This window comes from Microcoleus sp. w1-18aA5 (assembly GCF_036701705.1).
Taxonomy (GTDB): Bacteria; Cyanobacteriota; Cyanobacteriia; order Cyanobacteriales; family Microcoleaceae; genus Microcoleus.
Genome location: NZ_JAUPTE010000001.1, coordinates 157,781 through 179,581, shown reverse-complemented (window position 1 = coordinate 179,581; position 21,801 = coordinate 157,781). Strand labels below are relative to the sequence as shown.

The window sequence follows — 21,801 nt, the reverse complement described above, 5'->3', positions numbered from 1 at the left end:
TTGTAGCGGGGTACAGAAAATCATGTCTGAAAGTAAAGTTCTTTTTGTCGATTCAAATCAAGAAAACCACTTTCCCCAGATATTTCCTCAGTTGCCAATCATCAAGAACGATCGCGCAATTTGGACTGGCATCAGTTTAGAATACCACCGCCAGCCTCCGTTTGAAACTCCAGAATATGCGATCGGCTCCTACCAGATCGGCATCAACATCGGACAGAGTTTCCAGATGGAACGCAAGATTGACGGTAAGTGGGAAACCAAGCAAGTATTTCCAGGTGCACTCGGTCTTTGTCCGTTCAATTTACCTCACGAACTTCGCTGGCACGATGAAATGAATTTACTCTCTCTCAATCTCGATCGCGAATTCATAGTTCGCAGCGCACTGGAGTTATTTAATACCGAGCAAGTTGAGTTATTGTGTCCGATGGCATTTCAAGATCCGTTAATCCAGCAAATTGGACTGGCACTCAAGGCAGAAGCGCAATCAGATGGCGGGGGCAGCCGGCTTTATGCAGAGACAATGGCGAACGCACTTGCCGTACATTTATTGCGGCATTATTCGACGACGCAAGGGGAGCGTAAAATCAACGGCAAATGGGCAATGTGTCCGCACAAATTGAGGTGGGTTCAAGACTATATCAACGATTATTTAGAACGGCAATTCAGTGTAGATGAACTGGCGGCGATCGCCCAACTCAGTCCCTACCACTTTTCCCGCGCTTTCAAACAATCTGTTGGTATCAGTCCGCACCAATACGTGATTCAACAGCGGGTAGAACGGGCAAAACAATTGCTGTTGCAGGGAAATATGAGTTTGTCGGAAATTGCGATCGCCTGCGGCTTTTCTCATCAAAGTCATCTCAATCGCCACTTCAAACGCTTGACAGGAGTGACTCCCAAGACTTTGCTCAAGTCATAGCAAGATTGTGCAAAAACAGCAATATCGTGCAAGATTCTTCTTCCAGTGCGTGCCACTATCAAACTAACTAATTAACTAGCAAAGGAGCCATGATATGTTTCGTAAGCCCTTAAATAAGAAGTTACAATCTTTTCAATCGTCACTTGTGCAGTGAGAACTGAGCGATCGCGAATAAGAAAGAATTTGTGGCGGCCAAAACTCTAGACCTTACAGGGGACCAACAGCAGTTTCAGGTTGTTGGGGTCCCAACGATATGTTACCTCCCACTTCTGGTCAAGATCGGTGTTAGTAACTGCGGAAATGGTTGTGGAATAAAAGCTAAATAGTTTGAGGAAACAAAGATGGAAAAAACCCAAACAAACATGGAAAAAACCCAAACAAACATGGAAGCAACCCTTTGGCATGAACTGGACGAAAAAACCTCAGCAACAATTTCTGGCGGTGCACAGGTAGAGGGATGCCTGGCCTGGAGTATTCGTTTCGGTGATGTCACCCGAACGCCGCGATCCTCCGAAACCATCATAGATGGTTTGCTGCTTTTGGGATTCCGTTCTGCTTCATAAATTCCTACAAGGAGGTTAAGTAACCATGCTTAATTTGTTCAAATCTCAAGATCAATCTTCAAATCAAATTAAACTCTCTAAATCTCACCATCTTTGGAATAATTTGTCCTTAGAGGAATCTTCATCTTATGTAGGAGGAAAATTGATTTGGAGGAATGAAGATCCAGTTTTTGGGACTGGTTGGTGCCGACGCAGACTAGACGGTGGTACGACTTGTAGATACCCACAGCGCGGTGTTCCTTAGAGTGATGCTCTTTGACAACTCTCCCCAATTTGCCTAATAGCGATCGCTCATGTACTGGCTGTGCCTTCTATCGGTGAAGAGCAAAGCAGATGCAGGAGTTAAACAGGCAGTTCTCAATGATTTTTCCAGCCGAGATTCCCAACTTCTATAATAAGTCGGGAATCTCAACTCATAGCAATAACGTGCAAATAGAGGAGCTAAACCAATGTCTTATCAGTCTCTCATCAAAAAAGCAGCACAACCTAAATTGAATTCTCTGCCACTCCAAAAACTCGTCATCACACTGGACGAACAAGCTGAGGAACTATTGTCAGGTGGTGGCAAGGAGCAATTTAAAAGACATAAACCCCATGTGAATGCAGGTTATTTTTTGTAATTCTACTAAGGCACTGCCACTGCTAAGGAGTTGAAAGATGAAACGAAAAACATTAAACAACCAAACATTAAATCCTTCAAATTGCTTGGAACTAAGCGATCGCGAAGCAGAAGCTTTACAGGGAGGAGCCATTCAACCTGAAGGCGATAGGATTGTTCTACACTTAAGCCTTACGCCCGTGCAAGCATTGGTATTGCTCTTCGCCAATCCCTTTGCTTAGCGCGATCGCATCTCCCATAATTTGTCTGTTTGAAAACTCGGGAGGAGAAAAATGTTTCGCAAACACCAAACTAAAAATTCATCAAAATCAGTGTTGGATGTTAAAAAATACATACGCTAATGATGGATTTAAACGAACACGAGCAAGAATCGATATCGGGTGGGAAATTACAGGTGCTACAGCGTCTCCAAGAGGAGTTCGGGGCTGATTTAGCGACTTTACGTGCGATCGCTCTCCCTTCTTTTCTTAATCAAGCCAACAAGGCAAAACAATAGTAATTGTAACAGGAGGCTTGGAAATGCTTAATTAGAGTCCTTGGCTGAGCGATCGCGAACTTCAGGATATTTCAGATCCAGAAGCCAATTTAATCGCAGGCGGTCAAGTTACCAGCGTTAGTCAATTTTCGGATGTTCTGCCAATAGATGTGAGTACCGAACCCAATAAAAAACGCGGTATGCGGTCTAAAAACTTGCAATCAATGGGATTGGCAGCGCTGTCTGCTAATATCCGCGCTCTATTCTTCGCCAATTCATTTAGTTAAATAACATCAAGGAGACCAACAATGTTTACGAAAACACCAGTCAATAATTTATCGAAGTCCATCTTGGATACTGTTTTCTTGGGAGAAATCACAGTACCGTTAGACGAACAAAAGGAAGAATTATTCTCAGGAGGAACCTACTCAGCTAATCTTTCGCTGAGGGCTACGACTACACGCACGCGGCATGATGTCGATTTTGTGTGTTGGGATGATAATAAAGGCGAGATTGTTTGCGTAGAAATCAAAAATAAAGGAGTAGCTTAATAGGACTTACGCAATGGAGTAATTTCTACACTATTTGTGGGGCAAGGTGGGCCGAAGACTGCCCTACGTATAGAGTGGGTGCGTAAGTCCTGTTTGAGGGCGATCGGGATATGTGGTGGATAAGTTTAATATTTATCCGTTTATCCTTTCGCCCTTCAATGAACGCTTAGCAATCAAGACAGGATAAAAATTCAATTTGTCAGGGATATATCTGCACGAGGTGATTATGATGCAATTAAAATGTCTCATATTTCTTACAGCGATCGCGGCGCTTTTTAGCTTTCCTAGGGCCGCTGTAGCCAATGACCAAGATGTTCTAGCAACAACTATTCCTGCTAGTGCTTGTCGCCCGGAAAGTGACACTGCGGACGCAAGGGTCAGGATGGTGAACGGCGCTTTTATTTTCAATGATAATGCCACAGGAACAGTAAGATTTTTCTGCCCGCTGCCAATCAACAGGTTAACAGTATCCAACCCATCAAACGACAACGATTTGACAGGGTATCGCGTCTATTACCGGGATACGGATGGTACAGGAAATCTGGCTGAAATTACGACGCACCTTTTTTACCGCAATAGCAACGCTGGCAGCTCCATAGCAGTTGGTACAGCGTGGGGTTCTAATTCTAACCCTAGCAACTTGAGAGTCAATACATCTTTTTTTGTTAGACAAACTCACCAATTTGGGGATTTTAGGCTCTACTTTTTTGTCGTGACTATGAGGCGGAATAACATAAATCAAGACCCGGCATTTGGCGGTATAGACTTTATTCCTCCTCAAGAACCTTAAGTAGCATCAAAAATAAACTCATGAGTCTCCACGCCGCCCACGCTTGCACTTGGAGAAACCGCAAGCGTGGGTGGCATGACGTTATTGGAAAGCCACGAACCACTAACTAATGACTAATGACTAATGACTAATGACTAATGACTCTTCTTTTGACTTTCTCCGTACTGCGAAACCCGATGAATTCTTGCCGCCCATCAGCCGCTGGATAACGGCGGGCGGATTATTTTTGTTGGCAACTTTTGGCGGTGCGATCGCCCTTGCTGCTGTCGCTAAATATAATGTTACCGTCCGAGTTCCCGCTACCGTCCGTCCTGCTGGTGAAATTCGCATTGTAGAAGCGGCGACAGCAGGCACGGTTAAAAGCATTCAAGTCAAAGAAAATCAGGCTGTCAAACAAGGAGATACGATCGCCCTGATCGACTCTTCCCAACTTTTAACTAAACAAAGCCAACTGCAAGGAAATATCCAGCAAAACCAACTGCAACTGCGTCAAATTGCTGCTCAAATTAGCGCTTTAGACGATCGCCTAGCAGCGGAAACCCAGGCCATGGAAGGCGCAGTTGCCTCTGCCCAAGCTGATTTAAGCCGCAGCCAGCGGGACTATGGAGAACGGCAAATTACCTCGCTGGCTGAAGTTGAAGCGGCCAAAGCTAATTTACAATTAGCTCAGTCGGAATGGGAAAAATCGCTGCCGGAATTGCAAAAAGAACAGGCTTCCTTGCAAACAGCCGCAGCAAATTTAAAGGCAGCCCAGGCAAATTTAAAAGCAGCCGTTTCTAAGCGCGATCGCTATCAGTCAATCCAAGAAACAGGCGCTATTTCGCTGGATTTATTGGAGGAGACGAAACTTGCCGCACAGCAGCAAGAACAAGCCGTAGCAGGGCAAAAAGCCGCCGTAGAAGCGCAAAAAAAAGCAGTTGAAAGCCAAAGAAAAACCGTTGACAGGCAGCAACAAGCTGTTGAAGTGTCCGCAGCTAAATTGAAAGTTGTTGAAGCTGCCTTGAATCCCAGTGGTGCACCCGTGGCGATCGCCCAACAGCGAATTGCTCAAGAAAAAGCCAAGGGTGAAGCAGCTTTGGCAGCGTTGAAAAAAGAACAATTAGTTTCGATTCAGAATCGCGCTGACATCGAAAATCAAATCAATCGCGATCGCCAAGAGCTCAAACAAATTGATACCGAACTTGCAAAAAGTGTCGTTCGTTCTCCCGTAGACGGCACCATTCTCAAACTGAATCTGCGAAATCCCGGACAAACTGCACAACTCGGTGCGGCAATCGCTCAAATTGCTCCCGCTAATGCTGCGATTGTCGTCAAAGCTCGCGTCGCCGCTCCTGATATTGGTAAAATTGCGATCGGTCAAACATCTATCCTGCGGATTTCTGCCTATCCCTATCCCGACTACGGGGTACTAGAAGCGAAAGTTAGCGCGATCGCACCCGATGCCATTGCTGGTGAAAATAACAGTCCGCCTTACTATGAAGTGACTGTTATACCCCAAAGAACTTATTTAGTCAAGCGCGATCGGGCTATTAGTCAATCTGCTGATCAACAGTGCTGTCAGTATCATATTCAAGCCGGAATGGAAGTTACAGCAGACATTATTTCTCGACAAGAAACCGTACTTACATTTATTCTCAGAAAAGCCAGGATGCTCGCTGATGTTTAACCAACTTTACCATCACCAATTAGTATATTTCATGACGTAATTCACCGCGCCCTTCTTAGGGCGATTTGCTATACTGGTACGCACGGCATTTTTACCTATCTTCAAGTTGGCCGATTCACCAGTCAAATCAGGTTTGGAAAAGCAACCTGCATCAACGCACTCAGCATTCTCGAAGCAGCGCCATAACCTAGCAATATTGTTGCCCTTGCTATTGGCCGATTAGGCTGGTTTGCCTTCCAGATTAAGAAACAGCTAGGTTTTTTTTACAGGGCTAGGTGTTGGCAGCGATCGCATTTTTTCCATAAGTGCGATCGTCTCCCCTGTATAAATTTATCTTTGGCGAATTTAATAGTAAAATTTTGTCCTGACCGAAAACAACCAGTGTACAAGCCCCCGGATAAATCCCTGGGGTCGCTTTCTTCAATCTAAAATCTAAAATCTAAAATCTAAAATCGATTGACTGTCACTTTCTTTTTCGCCACTAATCTCTACAATAGCCTCTACTTGGATTAACACAAAAATAAAATTTCTGCAAGTCACTCGATTATGCGACTGGTAACTAACAGCTAGTGACTGTTATTGTTAGTGATTACTTAAGAAAAGCAATTTAAATCAGGGACTGTCAAAAAAATTCAGAGTGCATTTCTACAGTTGTAGACCTGAACAAGAGTGAAATGAGCTAGATACCCCCACCGCAAGGGTATCTGGTTTCGTCATTCTCACCCTGTATGCCAATGGAGATATTTCCCATGAATTCACAGACACCAAAACGTCAGCGCGCAGTTATGTTGACATCTGAAGGTATTGATAAATTCCCAGCAGCAAAAGCTGAGGCCAAAAGTTACGAAAATTGCTACCAAAATTATACTCTCGAAGTTTTAGGCGATCGCACTAACACAGAGTCAGATAATTTCATTAAGGTATTAGTTAAGCAAATCTTGGATCGGGTAGGGGCGATAGTTGTGGAGATTGCAGGGCAGGTGCAATTCATGACTCAACGCGCCGAACAACTGTTGAACCAGTATTTTTTATCCCGCGCCCCGCACTCATTGCCAGAACTATTACAACATTGGTTCAACCAACAGATATCGCGACTTACATTCAACGGCGATATTCCATCTAGCTGTTTACCATTGTACATTCAGCAAGCCGGAAAACAGTTGAGCGTCCGTCTGGTTCCCGATCCCATTGGAGAGCAATATCTCTTGTTGTTAGAGGAACAAGAACTGCAAGGATTATCTATTTGTGGTCTGACATTGTTAGGACTTACCCAACGGGAGGCAGAGGTTCTCTTCTGGATTGCCAAAGATAAAAGTAATGCCCAAATTGCTAAAATTCTTGGTTGCCGTGAAGGAACAGTCCGAAAACATCTGGAGCATCTTTACGGGAAACTAAGCGTACAAACCCGGACGGCTGCTGTGATGGTTGCTCTGGAAAAATTGGGGTTGTTCAGCGGGGAATTTGTTGCAATATCTTCATAATCCTATACGCGGATCGTCGTATTGTTGCCCAACTTTATGTAGAAGAATATGAGATCAAACGCTACACGGAGCCTGTAACCTGTGCCAAACAAAAATCCACTACGGAGGTAAAAATGGAAACCAATAATGTAGACGCAACGGTCGATTTTGTCGATTTCGGTGTTCAGAAACAGGATGGGGCTGCTCGCGAAGGTCAATCAGATGCTAAACCGGGCATCGAAAATGAAACAGTGCTTCACACGCTACGCGCATCATCAATCTTCTCTGTGGAAAACAAAGAAGTTTTACCTCAAAAAAGCCAAGAAGATGCAACAGTCGATTTTGTTGATGTCGGTGCCCTGAAACAAGATTCGACAGCTCGCGAAGGGCAATCAGATGCTAAACCGGGCATCGAAAACCAAACATTGCTTCACACCCTACGTGCATCATCAATGTTCTCTGTGGAAAACAAAGAAGTTTTACCTGAATTTACCCGTTCCAACACAGGGAAATAGAACCGTATTCATTGGCAATTACTCATTGTAAGAGGTGGAATATGCTCACAATTTGCAACAAATATACATCTGGTGTTTGGGTAGCTATTATGTACTATCGTCCCAACTGCCCAGATGGTGGGGATTGGGCAAAAAAAGGTTGGTGGCGGCTCAATCCTGGCGAATGCAAAGTGGTATATGGGGGTAGTTTGCGTAGTCTGAATCGCTACTACTGCTACTATGCCGAGGCCGATAACGGAGCAAATTGGTCAGGGCCTTACGTAAGGCCTGTCCCTCCACAAGCATTTGACTGGTGTGAGTGGACAAGCAGCACGCAGGCAACTAATGTAGGCTTCCGGTTGCTTGATATTAACAGTTACGACAATTTTACGCTGAATTTGACAGCATAATTCTCAGTGGCGTTGTCAAGTTAAATTTTTATTCTAAATTTAACTTGACCAATCTATCCAAGTAGACCTCTCCAATAATCATTGTGGAACAGGCATCCTACCTGTTCAAGACTGCCTTTTATGGAGAAGTCTAATAGGAATCGTAACAGTTACGTAACTTGTTGCAATATCTTCATAATCATATACGCGGATCGTCGTATTGCTTGCCAAATTAATTTGGATAATTATGAGATAGAAAGCAGTTATTCAGCTTCGGCATATAGTGAGAAACTACTTGCCATTAACGTTAAATAACAAGGAAACAAACTATGTCTTCTAGCACAGAAATTTTTGTATCGAATTCTCAGCTAGAGCTTCCCACAATTCAGGAAAGCCAAGAGGCTAACCTTGAAGAGGTGCGTCAACTGGGCGCGCCTCAAGATGGAGCTTCGCCCGCAATATTGTTTGGTAATGGCTACGCTTATCGCCATGACTGGGGATTCAAGAAAGGACAGCACATCTTGCCTCTTAATTGGGGGTTAATCACACCCAACTCTCTCGTCTTCGTTGCGATCGGCGAAGGTGTTTCTCCAAATACCACGGCTGGAAAGAAGATCGGTGAGGCTCGATATACTCTCCATAACGTTTCCCCACAAAATGGTGTAGTCAAGATTTGGGTCAACATCGAGTGGGAACACAGCCTGATTCGGCTCTATGCTGACTATTTCGTATTCAACCCTTAGAAGCATGGATTAAATACAGGGCTGTTTCTTGACAAGTCACAGCCTGGGAATTCCATAAATCTCTTTGCCAACTCAACGCATTATCTAACACTAAATTAGAGGTATTTTATGTCTGAACAACCTAGTTTTCCCATCCCAGAAACTGCCCAAGCCGATGAAACAACAGGGCGTTACATTATTACTTTCCGCGAAGATGCAGTGATAGAAGGATTAGACCTCCTGAGCGACCAAACTGGCATCAGAGGCCTGGCAAATGCTGCCGATTTCCCCGACTCTGCTCTAGACTTGAGCCAAATTGCAGCAGCAGGGGGAGCGGTGTTTCCTACTCTCGGCGTGGCCGTTGTTTCCTTAGACGAAGGGGCTTTCAGCAGCATTATGACCTCAGCGGGAGAGGATTCGGCTATTCTGGCGATCGAGCCGGAGAGCACCTTCTACGTGATTGGCGATGGGTTGTCGGCAGACTACCTGCGGGGCTATCGCGATGCGGTGGATAACCTGTACGACAAAGCCACTAATACAGAGGTAGCAGACATCCAGAAACAAGAATGTTTTGCTGATGATACCGAGTTTACTTGGGGTCTGAAGGCAACGAAGGCGATGAAGTCTCTGTTGACTGGTAATGGAATCAAAGTTGCGGTGCTGGATACGGGGATGGATCTATTACATCCCGACTTCGCAGGTCGATCGATCGTATCGCAATCTTTCGTACCAGGGGAGGACGTACAAGATGGCAACAGTCATGGTACCCACTGCATCGGGACAGCCTGCGGGTTCAAGGATCTTAACGGCCGCAGGTACGGGATCGCTCACAAATCGACCATTTATGTCGGTAAAGTGTTGAGCAATGCCGGTAGTGGCGCTGGTGCCTGGATTCTGGCTGGGATGGAATGGGCGATCGTTAATGGGTGTCAAGTGATCTCGATGTCTTTAGGAAACACCACTCGAACACCGTCTACTGCTTACGAAACTGTCGGCCGCCGAGCACTGCAAAATGGGTGTCTGATCGTGGCAGCCGCAGGCAATAACGGACGAACCGGAGGAACCGTCGGACAACCAGCCAATAGCCCGTCGATTATGGCTGTTGCAGCGATCGATAACTGCGTCCAAGTGGCTGACTTCTCGGCTACCTCTGAGCTAATTCAAGGAACTAAAGTTGATATCGCCGCTCCAGGAGTGAAAGTATACTCATCAGTGCCTATGAATAAAGGGCGTTATGCTGCTTACAATGGCACTAGCATGGCTACACCTCACGTAGCGGGCATCGCGGCCCTGTATGCCGAATCGACTGGTAAACGAGGTGCTGAACTTTGGCAATTGCTGACTGCCTATGCTATGGCGCTACCGTTGCCAAATACTCGTGTCGGAAGTGGCTTAGTAGAAGCTCCGTAATGAAGAATATCCAAATCTCCGCAGGCTTAAAGTGCTGCGGGGATTTAACAGAAGACAATTTACAATACCGCAATGGATTTGCTCCAAAGGATGCTAAATATGTCTGACGAACAAGTACAGCGCATCATAGTGACTGTTGACGACCAAAACATATCGGTAATTCAATCGGTTGTCACTGCCTTAGAATCGGCGGGAATGAAAGTGGAGCAGGTGCTAACTGTTACTGGCATCATTACTGGAGAAGTTTCTCAATCGAAGCTAGAAGGACTAAAGAGCGTACCGGGCGTGGCTAGTGTCGAAATCGATCGAGAAATGCAGGCAATTTAAACTAATCAATCATTTAGGGGTTAGTAGATCGAGTTTTGCTAACCCCAAATAGCGAATGCCTTCCGGTGTCACATCAAAGCGACAGGGCAAAATCTCTACACCTTCACTAATCGCCTGTCTGAACAATTCTCCGTAAAGGCGATCGGCACTATCCCCCGGAGCAAAATCCGTACAATCCCCGCGATTAATAAAATACAGCATTACAGCCCTCGAACCCTGCCGCACCACTTCTATCAATTCTCTCAAATGCTTTTGTCCCCTCTCCGTCACTGTATCGGGAAATAAAGCTAACTCCTCTTTTACCCAAGTTGTATTTTTCACTTCCAGAAAAATCGGTTTTTCCTCACCAGTTAGCCAAAAATCCACTCTACTTTTTTTATCAGTGCCGTAAACAACCTCCGGTTGAATTAAACTGTAATTGCCCAACTCTGGAAACAATTTCAATTCCAAAGCTAATTTAACTACTCGATTTGGCAGCCCAGTATTAACTCCCACCCAAGTTGGCACAGTGTCGCAAACTTTAATTAATTCCCAAGTATAAGCTAACTTGCGTTTGGGATTGTCGCTGGGAGATACTAGCACTGGATTGCCCGGAATGTAAACACCAGTCATCGGGCCAGTATTCGGACAGTGCGCGGTGATTATTTCTCCCGAATCTAGTTCAATTTCTGCAAAAAATCGCTTGTAACGTTTAATGAGAATTCCGGGTAAAAGAGGAGGATATTTGTAAATTAAGCCAGTCATTCGATTTTAGATTTTAGATTTTAGATTTTAGATTTTAGATTTTAGATTCTCGATTGAAGATTGTAGATTATACCTATAACCGAATACCTGGGTTCGCACTTTTTAAATAAGTCTGGGAGCTAACACAATCGATCATACGTTATCAACTATTATGTTATTTATCTGCTTTTCTCAACTCATTTGTTTCATCATTTTTAGAGAGTAGATTGTATATTGTAGATTTTAGATTGACGCATCATAGCACGAAACGGCGGTTTGTAGTTAGGACGCATAGTCCCGATCGATTATTGAATTGCCGCAAGTCAGTAATATCGATAAAATTGGTATCAGCGCAATTCCCCCTAGAAGTTTTATGAGTTCATGATATGATTCTCCCGATTCGCGATTAAAATAAGTGAATCCTTTTAGCACTAGCGTTTGTAACCATTTGTGTCCCAATTACAGAAGCCCTCTCGTTCCCTCGCAGGGATTGCCGGCATTGTCGCAGTCGCCACTCTAATTAGCAAAGTCTTTGGATTGGTGCGCCAAATTGCGATCGCCGCAGCCTTTGGAGTCGGTGTCGCCGTCGATGCCTACAACTACGCCTACGTCATCCCTGGTTTCTTATTTATTTTGCTGGGAGGGATTAATGGGCCATTTCACAGCGCCATAGTCAGTGTTTTAGCTCGCCGGGATAAAAAAGAAGCAGCACCCTTAGTCGAGACTATCACCACCTTAGTCGGGGGCATATTGCTGTTGGTAACAGTCGCTTTAATTATTTTTGCAGATCCGGCGATCGATTTGGTGGCACCGGGATTAAATAGGACAGCAGAAGGTTTACAAATCAAAGCAATTGCCGTCCAGCAATTTCGGATTATGGCGCCGATGGCGTTACTTTCAGGCTTAATCGGCATTGGTTTCGGCACTCTCAACGCTGCCGATATGTACTGGTTGCCTTCGATTAGTCCTTTATTTTCTAGCGTTGCACTTGTCAGCGGTTTAGGGATTCTCGCACTGCAACTCGGAAACAAAATTATTCAGCCAGAATACGCACTAATTGGCGGCTTAGTGTTAGCTTGGGGAACTTTAGCGGGCGCAGTTTTGCAGTGGTTAGTGCAACTAGCGGCGCAGTGGCGCGCCGGCTTGGGAACATTGCGCTTGCGGTTTAATTTTAAACGACCGGGAGTGCAAGAAGTAATTAAGGTGATGGTTCCTGCGACCTTATCATCAGGAATGCTACAAATTAATGTTTATACTGACCTATTTTTCGCATCCTACATCCCTCAAGCTGCCTCTGCTTTGGGTTACAGTGGCTTGTTAGTTATGACGCCTTTAGGCATTATTTCTAATGTAATTTTAGTGCCATTTCTACCCATATTTTCTCGCCTCACCGATCCGAGAGATTGGCCGGAATTAAAAGATCGAATTCGTCAATCTTTAATTTTGACGGCCCTGACGATGCTGCCCCTGAGCGCTTTAATGGTAACACTTGCCGGGCCGATCGTCCGCGTGGTTTACGAACGCTATGCTTTTGATCGGTCAGCCTCGGAGTTTGTCACGCCGATATTGATGGCTTACAGTATTGGAATGTTTGTGTACTTAGGACGCGACGTTGTGGTACGGGTATTTTACGCTTTGGGAGACGGAGAAACGCCTTTTCGCATCAGTATTATCAATATCTTTTTAAACGCTCTTTTGGATTATTTGTTGGTAGGAGCCTTTGGCGCGCCCGGATTAGTTTTGGCGACGGTGGGAGTGAATCTTATTTCGATGATTATGCTTTTGTACTTTTTAGATAAAAAGCTGGGTGGTCTGCCTTGGGGGCAGTGGAGTTTACCTTTTCTGGGGTTAACTTCTGGCAGTTGTCTAACTGCTTTCGTTACCTTGGCTACTCTGCAAGGCTGTCAAAGAGTTTTGGGTACTGAAGGTTTGGTAATTCAATTAGTGCAGTTGAGTGTGGCAAGTTTTGTAGGGTTAGGGGTTTTTGCCCTGTTTGTCAGTCAAATGAAGTTGCCGGAAGTTGATATGTTTGTCGATCGCATTCGGGGACGTTTTCGCAAATAAAATTGTCGGGGCGGGTTAAGGGCGAAATACCAGACACAACGCCCACAATCTCCTTACAAAACCCGCCCTTTTCTTTACATCTTCCGCTGAAATTCCTCAAGAACATCCATCAATTGAACTTGACACTGCATCGGAATTAAATCTGCCAGTGGCACTTCCCGCTTGCCGCCGCCCAACTTGACTGGAATTCCTTGCAAAACTTGTCCAACTTTGTCAGCATCTAAATCGCCATCTTCCAGCATCGAATAAAGTTGTTGGGCAACAACGGTATGCAGGTGAGCATCATTGAGATACAAATGCCACTTGGCAATATCAATGTAGACATTTTCGCCGATTTCGGCTGCTAAGGATTCGATCGCCTGTGTAGTATTAGCCATATCAAAAAAGCCGAAAGTTATTTGTTATCAATCGAAAGACTTAACAAATCGTCGCCAACTGCCTTCAGCCAGAATCTTTGGTGAGGGGCGAATAATCGGCGATCGCAAAATGGTAAATCGCGTGGGCCAAAACTACTAGAGCCCATCCACCCGTTACCGAAATTGCCCAAGGCCAATCAGCCTTTTGCAAATTGTGAACAAACCACAAACCAGAATTGGTAGCAGAAAAAAGACCGACGTGGATAGCAAAATTCATCCGGTCATCTAAGCGACGGTACTCTGGATCATTGCGATCGGGTTTGCGGGGCCAACGAGGAGGCATAGTTTTTCACTTGATATTAGTAGTTCAGTGCCTATTTTAATCATAAGTGCAGCTTTTTGAATGCTGCATCCCTCTTTCGGCAGGAAACTTATGCCTCTACATTTTCATAGTCTCCAGACTTGCCGCCACTTTTACTCACCAGGCGAATCGACTCAATGGCGATCGACTTTTCCAATCCTTTCGCCATATCATACAAAGTCAGCGCTGCCACCGAAACCGCCGTCAGCGCCTCCATTTCCACCCCAGTTTCCGCCTTAATTTTCACCGTCGCCCGAATTTGATACCCCGGCAACCCAGCATCCGGCATCACCTGCACCTCCACGCTACTCAGCGGCAGAGGGTGACACAGAGGAATCAAATGTGCAGTCTGTTTCGCCGCCATAATTCCAGCCAGCCTTGCAGTACCCAACACATCGCCTTTCGGCGCATTCCCCGCTTCAATCGCCGCAAACGTCTCCGGTAACATCCGCACCCTGGCAGCCGCCACAGCTTGCCGCACAGTCGCCACCTTCGCTGAAACGTCCACCATTTGGGCTTCCCCGCTGTTGTCGAGGTGAGTTAGCTGTGTGCGATCGGGCAATTTAGAAAAAGTTTGCGAAAGGTCTTGCATTATTTTGGTAATGGTGTTAATGTTAGATTCTGTGAGAAAAGAACTTAATCAACTTTAGATTAAATCTTAACTCAACAGGGGCTTGTAGCTTAGTTGGATAGAGTGCATGGCTACGAACCATGAGGTCGGGGGTTCGAATCCCTCCAAGCCCACTACTAAAAGTTATGAATTTTGAGTTTTGAGTTTTGAATTAAGAAATTAATCCAACTCACCACTTAAAACTCATAACTTTTTTAATTTGGTACGTTTACTGATTCAAAGCATAAATATCTTTGCCTCGACCGATCGCAAACTTCATCGAATTAGACAAGCCCTTGCTAGACTGAGTAATAAAAACCAGCAAAGCCAAGCCAGCAAGGCCAGCAGCAAAACCAAACATATTTCTGTAGCCAACTTGTTCAGCAACAAAGCCTAAAGTCGGGCCAGCAATCGCAATTCCTAAATCAAATCCGCCAATACACAACGAAAATAAGCGACCCCTTTCATGAGGTTCGCACCTGTCCGACATCAGCGTTACCATCATCGGTAAAACAGTACCGCCGGCGCAACCTTCAACCAAAGCTGCTATTAAAAAAGCACTGCTGTTGTTAGCAAAATACAACAATAACATCGATACGGCATAACAGATTAAGCCGCCAGAAATAAACAAGCCGCGACCGTATTTGTCCGAAGCCCGTCCCGTGATTAACCGTATACCGAAACTGGCGATAGCCGCGGTAGAATAAAATAATCCAGGATTCAAATTAGCCTTGGTTTCTTGGATAAACAAAGGCATAAAAGTGCTCAAAGTTCCAAATACTAAACCAACTACCAATAACACTAAAGCCGGAATCCGCACTCTCGGATTCCAGAGCATTTTCCAGTATTTTTGGCTATTTTTGTCCTCAGATAGCGAGTCCGATTTTGTTAAATCTGCAAAATTAGGTTCCGCAATTTTGCAGGTAAAAAATACAGCCATTGCAGCGAAAGCCGCGGACATCGCAAACAAAGGAGTATAACCAACCCAAGCTTGCACAAATCCGCCAATAGCCGGCCCAACTGCTAAACCAATAGGATTCACCAAGCTCATGTTACCGATTAATTCGCCCCGCTTTCCTGGCGGCGATAAATCTGTTACCAAAGCGCTATAAGCTGTAGTAAAAGCGGCGATACTAATGCCGTGAAAAACGCGAATAAGTAACAGTAAGGGGATAGATTGAGCTAACAGGTAGCCCAAAGGGGCGATCGCAGCGACTGACGCACCTAGAAGCAAAACTTGTTTTCGCCCCCTGCTGTCGGCTATTTTACCCAACGGTGGCCTCGATAGCAAAAGTCCGATCGCAAATGCACCCATCACAAAGCCAATTTGCTGTTTTGTGCCTCCCACAAATTGAACGTACAGCGGCAAAGTTGGCAGCAGCGAAGCCAAACTTGACCAGAATAGCAGCCCTGCGGTGAATAAAGTCAGCAAGCTGCGTCTGGGTTGGGGATCGATGTCCCTAAAAATATTCAAGATGCTAATTCCCTTTAAATCTTCTGAGTGCGCTCAAGCTGAGGTCGAGTGTATATATATCATTGTGTTACAATTCCTTAATATTTGCAACAAAAAAACTTGATATTCTACTCACCGTCAACAGTCAGCATTCTTACCAATCAACCTCAGCCCTTTCCCCCACCACCCGTTCATAAACCCACTCGGTTTCTATTGCCAACTTCGGCCAACTAAACCGGCGTTCCAAATCCTGATAAGCATTGTCAACCAACCACTGTGCGTAACCCGGATTTTTCAATACCTCCAAAATTCCCCATGCCAAAGAATCCCGATTGTTTGCCTCAGTAACAACGCCAGTTTTAGTGTGCAACACCACCTCTGGAAGTCCGCCCGCATCCGAAACGACCACAGGCACTCTTGCAGCAAAGCTTTCTAACGCTACAATCCCAAAAGGTTCGTAAAGACTGGGAAAAACCGCGCAGTCAGCCACCGTCTGGAATTTGTCCAGATGTTCCTCAAACATGAACCCAGTAAAATAACACTTATTCCAAATTCCTAAATGCCAAGCTAAATGTTTGAGATGGTCTGTATTGCCGCCGCCAACAATTACTATTTTCGCTTTACCCCCCATTTCCCAAATTATTTTAGGTGCAGCATTTAGAAATACACCTATGCCTTTTTCATAGCTAATTCTTCCTACATAATAGACAATTTTCTCATCATCAGCAGCAAACTGGCGACGGAAACCCATCGCGTCAAATTCGTGCCAGCGGGGCTTTTTATCTGGTCTAATTCCGTTGTAAATTACCTCTATTTTATTCCACGGAGTCGATAGTACCCGTTCGGCTTCCCGCCGCATATAATCACTGCAAACAATTACTCGCCAAGCGTTGTAAGCGAGGTCGTTTTCCTTGGTGTGAATGTAGCGCTGCCCTTCATTGTGGATGCCGTTGAAGCGCCCGTATTCGGTGGCGTGGATGGTGGCAATTAGCGGTACTTTAAAGGTATGCTTCAGGGCGATCGCCGCATCTCCCACTAACCAATCGTGAGCGTGGATGATATCAAAGGGGCCTTCCTCAAGCATCAGTTTTCCGCCTTGGTGGCCCATGCTTTGGTTGAGGTTCGCCACCCAGTGAAAAAAGTCCTTGGCGTGCCCCACAACCACCCGATGCACACGTATTCCTTCTACCACTTCGTACATCGGCGCATGGCCGAACTCTACTGTAATTAAGTGAATGTCGTGCCCCAGCTTCACCAATTCTGGATATAGTTCCGATACGTGGCGGGCGATACCGCCTACGATTCTGGGAGGGAACTCCCATGCCAAAACCAAAATTTTCATCTTTCTCCCTCCAAATAATTTATATAACTTAATGTTTAGGATTAACAGATTTATTGTATAATTATCACCCTTAAATTTAAGTTAAGCGTAAGTTGATGCCCAATGCCTGACTTTTGGCAGCAACAAAGACAGAAAATCATGCCTAAATCTGGTTTTTGCATGAAATTGCTCGATCGCCATTACCTGAAAAAAACAGGTTTCCTCAAGATTTGAGCCACTGAGGGAAGCAATGGCGATCGCGTCTACCCGCTTAGCGTTTCTTCAAAATCGGCTCCAATTCGCGCCGAAAACGGGTCCAAGCAGCAGCAGATGCAGAATTAGAAACAGCACCCTGACGCATCAAAATCGCGCCGTCTTCAAAGCCAACAATTCCGTACTCTCCTGATTTGGACATTCGATCGATCGCTGGTACGATCTCCCGCAACTGTCCCCGTTCCCCGCGAAACGCAGCCTGATACTGCTGCAACTGCCACAAATCGGCAATTACATATTGCATCTTCACTGCCTTCCCCGCATCATTGCGGAGTTCAAACATCGGAAACCTGAGAATTTCCCGCCTGCTTGACAAAATCGGCACAATAGTATTCGTCGCTGCCACGCTAGCATCAGCAGGAATTTGAGCCAACAGCGGCCGCACTTGCAAAACGTGCTGCCATTGTCTGACAAGAGGAACCTGCACCCAAGGATCGATCGCATCGGGCAAAATCAAAGAAAAAGTCCGATTTGGGTTAGAAGTGAAGGTAAAAAATAGCGACAAACAGATGCAAAACCCCCAAAAGCGGCGAAAATTTGAAGAAGAAGGCAGAGGAAATAAAGCAGAAGGAAAACGCAAAAACATTCTTTCCTCTTTCACCATTCTATCTTCTTCCTTTTGACGCTGGGCCCACCACAGAATCGCCCCATAAAAAAGCCCTGGAACCACAGTCATCGCATAGCGAATATTAATCGCCAGCACCGACTCTCCTTTCGCTAAAAATAGCTTCAGCAGCGGAAATCCAGCTATCATCCAAGACGCAGGCGCGAAAGCAGGAACCAAAGCTAATGGCAACCACTGGCCAAGCAGGTATCTAATCTTACCAAAAAACGGCGTAAATAACTGAGCCACCAACCGCCAGGGATTGCTCACCATTCCCCAAATAATTTCTAGAGTAGAAGCTTCATCTCCATCGGCATATTGACCGAAGCGCTCCATCATAAACCGCTGGGATATATCAGCAGAAAACAAAGGCATAATCAGATTGGTCAGGACGATCATATAACCAAAACTGAGTATGCAGACTGCTAAACCAGTCCTCGGGTAGCGCCGGCTCAAAATCAGGTAAACTCCGACGCCAAATAAAACAACTCCCCCATCTTCTCGCACGGCCAAAATTAAAGTTGCCAGAATCCCAAACAGCGGCCACCAGCGCTTCTCCATCGCCAGCAGCAAGCCAAAGACATACAGCGGCATTTGACAAATATCGTGAAAATTGCCCAAAGTCGGGCCGATGACGGCGTTAGCGCAGTAATAGCTCACAACAATGGTCGCCGACAGCCTCGGTTCCAGATAGTGTCTGGCGAGAGCATAGAGCACTCCTCCAGCCGCTGTAATTAAAGTCACCTGCAACACCGTCAAAGTGACGGGCGAGGGAAACAGCGAGTAAATTGGCAGCCACAGCATTAGCGCCGGGGTGAAATGCTGCCCCAACCGGTAGTAAGATACTTCCGGGAGCTGATTTTGGTGAACGACATTAGTGGACAAAGCCGAAGAGAGGGAACTCTCAAACAAGTGACCCCGAGTGCCGTTCCAAAAAAGTTGATTGAAAATGCCTTGGTCGTAAGTAGCGTAAAAGCTGTAGTAGCGGTGCAGCGTCAGCAACAGGCACAGCACAAAAAAGGCGGCCGCCACTTGAACCACCACCCGCAGCGACTCATTTTTCTTCCATCTCAAAAATATCATCTGCCCGCCGTAATGAAATTATCGGACAATAGCATAAATCTAAAGTAAGTATTAAATTAAAGTAGAAGTGAAATAACTCGGCTAGGCAATGCTCAATTATTTTCACCCGATCGAAAAGCTCAACAGCGTCCATCCAACACCAGGCACCAGCGGCACTGACTGTTCTCTCGAACAGGCGGCCAATTCCGCACCGCTTTTACAGCTTTTGCTGTTCGTAGACAAGCGTCCCTCTTCCCGGGAACAGACCAGACACATCCGCAAGTCCCTAAAGGATTTGAAGGCAGAGTGCGACTTTGAGCTTCAAATCATCGACGTAGGAGAACAGCCCGATTTAGCCGAACACTTTAAACTTGTAGCCACTCCCTCGCTGCTCAAAATTCATCCTGATCCGCGACAAACTCTCGCCGGCAGCAATTTAATCGCCCAACTCGAACACTGGTGGCCCCGGTGGAAGCGTTCTGTAGAAGAATACGCTGCTCAGCAGCAGTCGGCCGCAACTCTTGCGGAAACTCTGAATAACCCAAAACCCATCTATTCCGTTGCTTGCGCGGCCGAACTTGTGCAGCTTTCCGATGAAGTTTTTCGCCTCAAACAGGAAAAAGAACACCTGCAAGAGCAGTTGCAGTTGAAAGACCGGATTATTGCGATGCTAGCTCACGACTTGCGTAATCCCTTGACGGCAGCATCTTTGGCTTTGGAGACTTTGGAGTCAAGTCAGAAGGTGAAGGAGGGGGAAAAGTCGCGTTTGACGCCGAGTCTGGCGGCTCATTTGATGAAACAAGCCCGCCGCCAAATCCGAATTGTCGATCGTATGATTACAGATATCCTGCAAGCAGCCCGGGGTACAAACGCTCAACTCCACATTGAACCAAAAAGAATCGAACTGGGGGCGATTTGTCAAGATGTAATCTTGCAGTTTCAAGACAAATTTCAGGCGAAAAGTCTGAACTTAGAAACAGACATTCCCGCAGATTTGCCCTTGGTTTATGCCGATCCCGATCGCATCAAACAAGTCATAGTCAACCTGCTTGACAACGCCAGCAAGTACACCCCAGACCAAGGAACTGTTAATCTTTCAATTCTCCACCGCACCGCTTACAAAGTTCAAGTCAGCATTTGCAACAGCGGGCCGGGAATTCCTGAAGAAGATTGCGCCAGCATTTTTGAAGACAGCTTTCGCTTGCAGCGAGATAAATCAACAGACGGTTACGGCATTGGGCTGTCTCTGTGTCAAGGCATCATCCGCGCCCACTACGGTCAAATTTGGGTAGACTCTGTACCCGATAGAGGCAGTTGTTTTCACTTTACTCTGCCCGTCCAAAAATAAAACTTAGCTGTCAGTTGTCAGTTGTCAGTTGTCAGTAGCAACCGAATTTGATATTACAGCAACCGCGCCCGACGGTTAGGACGTTTTTAATTCCTAAAACCCTTGCGGAAGATTGCTTATTGCTTCTTATTTCTGGTATACAGCTCAACTTTTCCGCAGTGCAGCAATAATCTGTTCGTTTGCTTTGGGAAAAGTAAATTGGTCAATTTCATCGAGTGTCACCCAGCGAATTTCCTCGCATTCGATCGTTTGCGGTTCCCCACTGACGTAGCGGCAGTGGTGCACGTAGAGCCTAACTGTAAATTTAGTGTAGTCGTGGTCAATTGTAATCAGGCGATCGCCAACTTCTACGACAATCCCCAACTCCTCCATAATTTCCCGTTCTATGCAAGCTTCGATTGTTTCCCCAGGCTCTATTTTTCCGCCCGGAAACTCCCAGAAACCCCCGTGCAGTCCATGTTGTCGGCGCTTGTCAATCAAAATTTGTTGGCGATCGTTCCAGATTGCAGCAACGCCGATAACTTTGTGGGCAACAGGAGAAACAGACATATTAATTAGGAATGGGGAATGGGGAATTGGGAATTGGGAATGTAAGAATAATATCAATAATTATTCAATTATTTAATCTAAAATCTAAAATCTAAAATCAACCTTCTAAAATCTAAAATCTAAAATCAACCCTCTAAAATCTAAAATCTAAAATCAACCCTCTAAAATCTAAAATCTAAAATCTAAAATATTAAGCCCCCATCTTGCGAGGGGGGGCTTGACACTTGGATCACTTAAATGTTAATAATCTACTAATCGTCCGAGCCATGTCTCTCACTGGCTTGTATGGACTTTTCAAAAGTCATTCGCTGTTCGGCATTTTTGAGAAAATAACCGCTAATCATAGCTGAGGCGAGCAATCTACCCAAATGTTCGCGACTGGTAGTCACTGTCACCCCGAAGTGTTCCGAAGGCAAATTCCCCAATAGTCCAACAATATTTCGCTCCATTACTTGAAACACTTCGTGAGAAGTCGGCTTAGACAACTGAGAAACTGTGTCGGGAGCCATTGACTGCACGTATTGCCATAATAAGTTGGCATTTTCTCCGTCTTCTTCAAAGAATTCTGGGGATTTATTAGATGAGTTGCTCACGAGTACCTCCGTTTCAGATACAGCTTGTTATGTTAGACGCGGGCGGTTAAATTAAATAACCCTTATCTGATCGCTGCTGATCTTTATTACTAAGTAATT

The 21,801-nt window shown here is 45.5% G+C and carries 25 protein-coding genes and 1 tRNA gene; 17 read left to right on the top strand and 9 right to left on the bottom strand.

Annotation, left to right across the window (positions count from 1 at the left end; all coding sequences use genetic code 11):
- The first annotated feature begins 22 nt into the window (after positions 1-22).
- The 14 genes from Q5691_RS00845 (at position 23) to Q5691_RS00780 (ending at position 10,385) form a co-directional block, all read left to right on the top strand.
- Positions 23-919, top strand: coding sequence for an AraC family transcriptional regulator (locus tag Q5691_RS00845; RefSeq protein ID WP_333343736.1), 897 nt, complete (start codon positions 23-25; stop codon positions 917-919).
- A 341-nt stretch (positions 920-1,260) separates the two neighbouring features.
- Positions 1,261-1,482: a hypothetical protein gene (locus Q5691_RS00840; RefSeq protein ID WP_333343735.1), complete on the top strand. Its 222-nt coding sequence runs from the start codon at positions 1,261-1,263 to the stop codon at positions 1,480-1,482.
- Between the two features lie 449 nt (positions 1,483-1,931).
- Positions 1,932-2,102, top strand: coding sequence for a hypothetical protein (locus tag Q5691_RS00835; protein ID WP_333343734.1), 171 nt, complete (start codon positions 1,932-1,934; stop codon positions 2,100-2,102).
- Between the two features lie 37 nt (positions 2,103-2,139).
- Positions 2,140-2,322 carry a hypothetical protein gene (locus Q5691_RS00830; protein WP_333343733.1) on the top strand — a complete coding sequence of 61 codons (183 nt, stop codon included), beginning with the start codon at positions 2,140-2,142 and terminating at the stop codon, positions 2,320-2,322.
- 119 nt (positions 2,323-2,441) lie between these two features.
- Positions 2,442-2,597 (top strand): hypothetical protein, encoded by a 156-nt coding sequence (locus tag Q5691_RS00825; RefSeq protein WP_333343732.1) that lies wholly within the window; start codon positions 2,442-2,444, stop codon positions 2,595-2,597.
- A 287-nt stretch (positions 2,598-2,884) separates the two neighbouring features.
- The gene (locus Q5691_RS00820; RefSeq protein ID WP_333343731.1) at positions 2,885-3,127 is read left to right on the top strand and encodes a hypothetical protein; all 243 of its coding nucleotides are present in this window, start codon (positions 2,885-2,887) and stop codon (positions 3,125-3,127) included.
- A 226-nt stretch (positions 3,128-3,353) separates the two neighbouring features.
- Complete coding sequence (locus tag Q5691_RS00815) at positions 3,354-3,917, top strand: hypothetical protein (RefSeq protein ID WP_333343730.1); 564 nt, start codon at positions 3,354-3,356, stop codon at positions 3,915-3,917.
- 130 nt (positions 3,918-4,047) lie between these two features.
- Positions 4,048-5,583, top strand: a complete 1,536-nt coding sequence (locus tag Q5691_RS00810) for an HlyD family efflux transporter periplasmic adaptor subunit (protein ID WP_333343729.1) — start codon at positions 4,048-4,050, stop codon at positions 5,581-5,583.
- A 749-nt stretch (positions 5,584-6,332) separates the two neighbouring features.
- Entirely contained in the window at positions 6,333-7,064 is a 732-nt protein-coding gene (locus tag Q5691_RS00805; protein WP_333230705.1) for a helix-turn-helix transcriptional regulator, read from the top strand.
- Between the two features lie 113 nt (positions 7,065-7,177).
- Positions 7,178-7,558 carry a hypothetical protein gene (locus tag Q5691_RS00800; RefSeq protein ID WP_333210208.1) on the top strand — a complete coding sequence of 127 codons (381 nt, stop codon included), beginning with the start codon at positions 7,178-7,180 and terminating at the stop codon, positions 7,556-7,558.
- A 41-nt stretch (positions 7,559-7,599) separates the two neighbouring features.
- The gene (locus tag Q5691_RS00795; protein WP_333210206.1) at positions 7,600-7,947 is read left to right on the top strand and encodes a DUF1036 domain-containing protein; all 348 of its coding nucleotides are present in this window, start codon (positions 7,600-7,602) and stop codon (positions 7,945-7,947) included.
- A gap of 308 nt (positions 7,948-8,255) precedes the next feature.
- A complete protein-coding gene (locus tag Q5691_RS00790) occupies positions 8,256-8,669 on the top strand; it encodes a hypothetical protein (protein WP_333214883.1) in 414 nt (137 codons plus the stop codon).
- A gap of 108 nt (positions 8,670-8,777) precedes the next feature.
- Positions 8,778-10,058 (top strand): S8 family serine peptidase, encoded by a 1,281-nt coding sequence (locus Q5691_RS00785; protein ID WP_333343728.1) that lies wholly within the window; start codon positions 8,778-8,780, stop codon positions 10,056-10,058.
- A 99-nt stretch (positions 10,059-10,157) separates the two neighbouring features.
- A complete protein-coding gene (locus Q5691_RS00780) occupies positions 10,158-10,385 on the top strand; it encodes a hypothetical protein (RefSeq protein ID WP_333214879.1) in 228 nt (75 codons plus the stop codon).
- A 9-nt stretch (positions 10,386-10,394) separates the two neighbouring features.
- Here Q5691_RS00780 and sfsA read toward each other — a convergent pair whose 3' ends face one another.
- Positions 10,395-11,129, bottom strand: a complete 735-nt coding sequence (sfsA, locus tag Q5691_RS00775; RefSeq protein WP_333037584.1) for a DNA/RNA nuclease SfsA — start codon at positions 11,127-11,129, stop codon at positions 10,395-10,397.
- Positions 11,130-11,558: 429 nt separating this feature from the next.
- On the opposite strand from sfsA, the gene murJ reads away from it, so the two are divergent.
- Complete coding sequence (gene murJ, locus Q5691_RS00770; RefSeq protein ID WP_333309296.1) at positions 11,559-13,172, top strand: murein biosynthesis integral membrane protein MurJ; 1,614 nt, start codon at positions 11,559-11,561, stop codon at positions 13,170-13,172.
- A 74-nt stretch (positions 13,173-13,246) separates the two neighbouring features.
- On the opposite strand, the gene Q5691_RS00765 is transcribed toward murJ, so the two are convergent.
- The 3 genes from Q5691_RS00765 to moaC form a co-directional block, all read right to left on the bottom strand.
- Positions 13,247-13,549 carry a DUF3181 family protein gene (locus tag Q5691_RS00765; protein WP_333057367.1) on the bottom strand — a complete coding sequence of 101 codons (303 nt, stop codon included), beginning with the start codon at positions 13,547-13,549 and terminating at the stop codon, positions 13,247-13,249.
- A 64-nt stretch (positions 13,550-13,613) separates the two neighbouring features.
- Positions 13,614-13,871 carry a 2TM domain-containing protein gene (locus tag Q5691_RS00760; protein WP_006633890.1) on the bottom strand — a complete coding sequence of 86 codons (258 nt, stop codon included), beginning with the start codon at positions 13,869-13,871 and terminating at the stop codon, positions 13,614-13,616.
- Between the two features lie 88 nt (positions 13,872-13,959).
- Positions 13,960-14,481, bottom strand: coding sequence for a cyclic pyranopterin monophosphate synthase MoaC (gene moaC / locus Q5691_RS00755; protein WP_333343727.1), 522 nt, complete (start codon positions 14,479-14,481; stop codon positions 13,960-13,962).
- 78 nt (positions 14,482-14,559) lie between these two features.
- On the opposite strand from moaC, the gene Q5691_RS00750 reads away from it, so the two are divergent.
- Positions 14,560-14,633, top strand: a tRNA-Arg gene (locus tag Q5691_RS00750).
- 95 nt (positions 14,634-14,728) lie between these two features.
- On the opposite strand, the gene Q5691_RS00745 is transcribed toward Q5691_RS00750, so the two are convergent.
- The 3 genes from Q5691_RS00745 to Q5691_RS00735 form a co-directional block, all read right to left on the bottom strand.
- Entirely contained in the window at positions 14,729-15,973 is a 1,245-nt protein-coding gene (locus tag Q5691_RS00745) for an MFS transporter (protein WP_333309292.1), read from the bottom strand.
- A gap of 133 nt (positions 15,974-16,106) precedes the next feature.
- Positions 16,107-17,294: a glycosyltransferase family 4 protein gene (locus Q5691_RS00740; RefSeq protein WP_333214872.1), complete on the bottom strand. Its 1,188-nt coding sequence runs from the start codon at positions 17,292-17,294 to the stop codon at positions 16,107-16,109.
- A gap of 250 nt (positions 17,295-17,544) precedes the next feature.
- Positions 17,545-19,233, bottom strand: a complete 1,689-nt coding sequence (locus Q5691_RS00735; protein ID WP_333214870.1) for a DUF2079 domain-containing protein — start codon at positions 19,231-19,233, stop codon at positions 17,545-17,547.
- Between the two features lie 88 nt (positions 19,234-19,321).
- Here Q5691_RS00735 and Q5691_RS00730 point away from each other — a divergent pair, with 88 nt between their 5' ends.
- Positions 19,322-20,560, top strand: a complete 1,239-nt coding sequence (locus tag Q5691_RS00730) for a histidine kinase (RefSeq protein WP_333214868.1) — start codon at positions 19,322-19,324, stop codon at positions 20,558-20,560.
- A gap of 144 nt (positions 20,561-20,704) precedes the next feature.
- On the opposite strand, the gene mutT is transcribed toward Q5691_RS00730, so the two are convergent.
- Both mutT and Q5691_RS00720 read right to left on the bottom strand, forming a co-directional pair.
- Complete coding sequence (mutT, locus tag Q5691_RS00725; protein ID WP_333214867.1) at positions 20,705-21,109, bottom strand: 8-oxo-dGTP diphosphatase MutT; 405 nt, start codon at positions 21,107-21,109, stop codon at positions 20,705-20,707.
- A 251-nt stretch (positions 21,110-21,360) separates the two neighbouring features.
- Positions 21,361-21,702, bottom strand: coding sequence for a DUF760 domain-containing protein (locus Q5691_RS00720; protein WP_172187001.1), 342 nt, complete (start codon positions 21,700-21,702; stop codon positions 21,361-21,363).
- Positions 21,703-21,801: the final 99 nt, after the last annotated feature.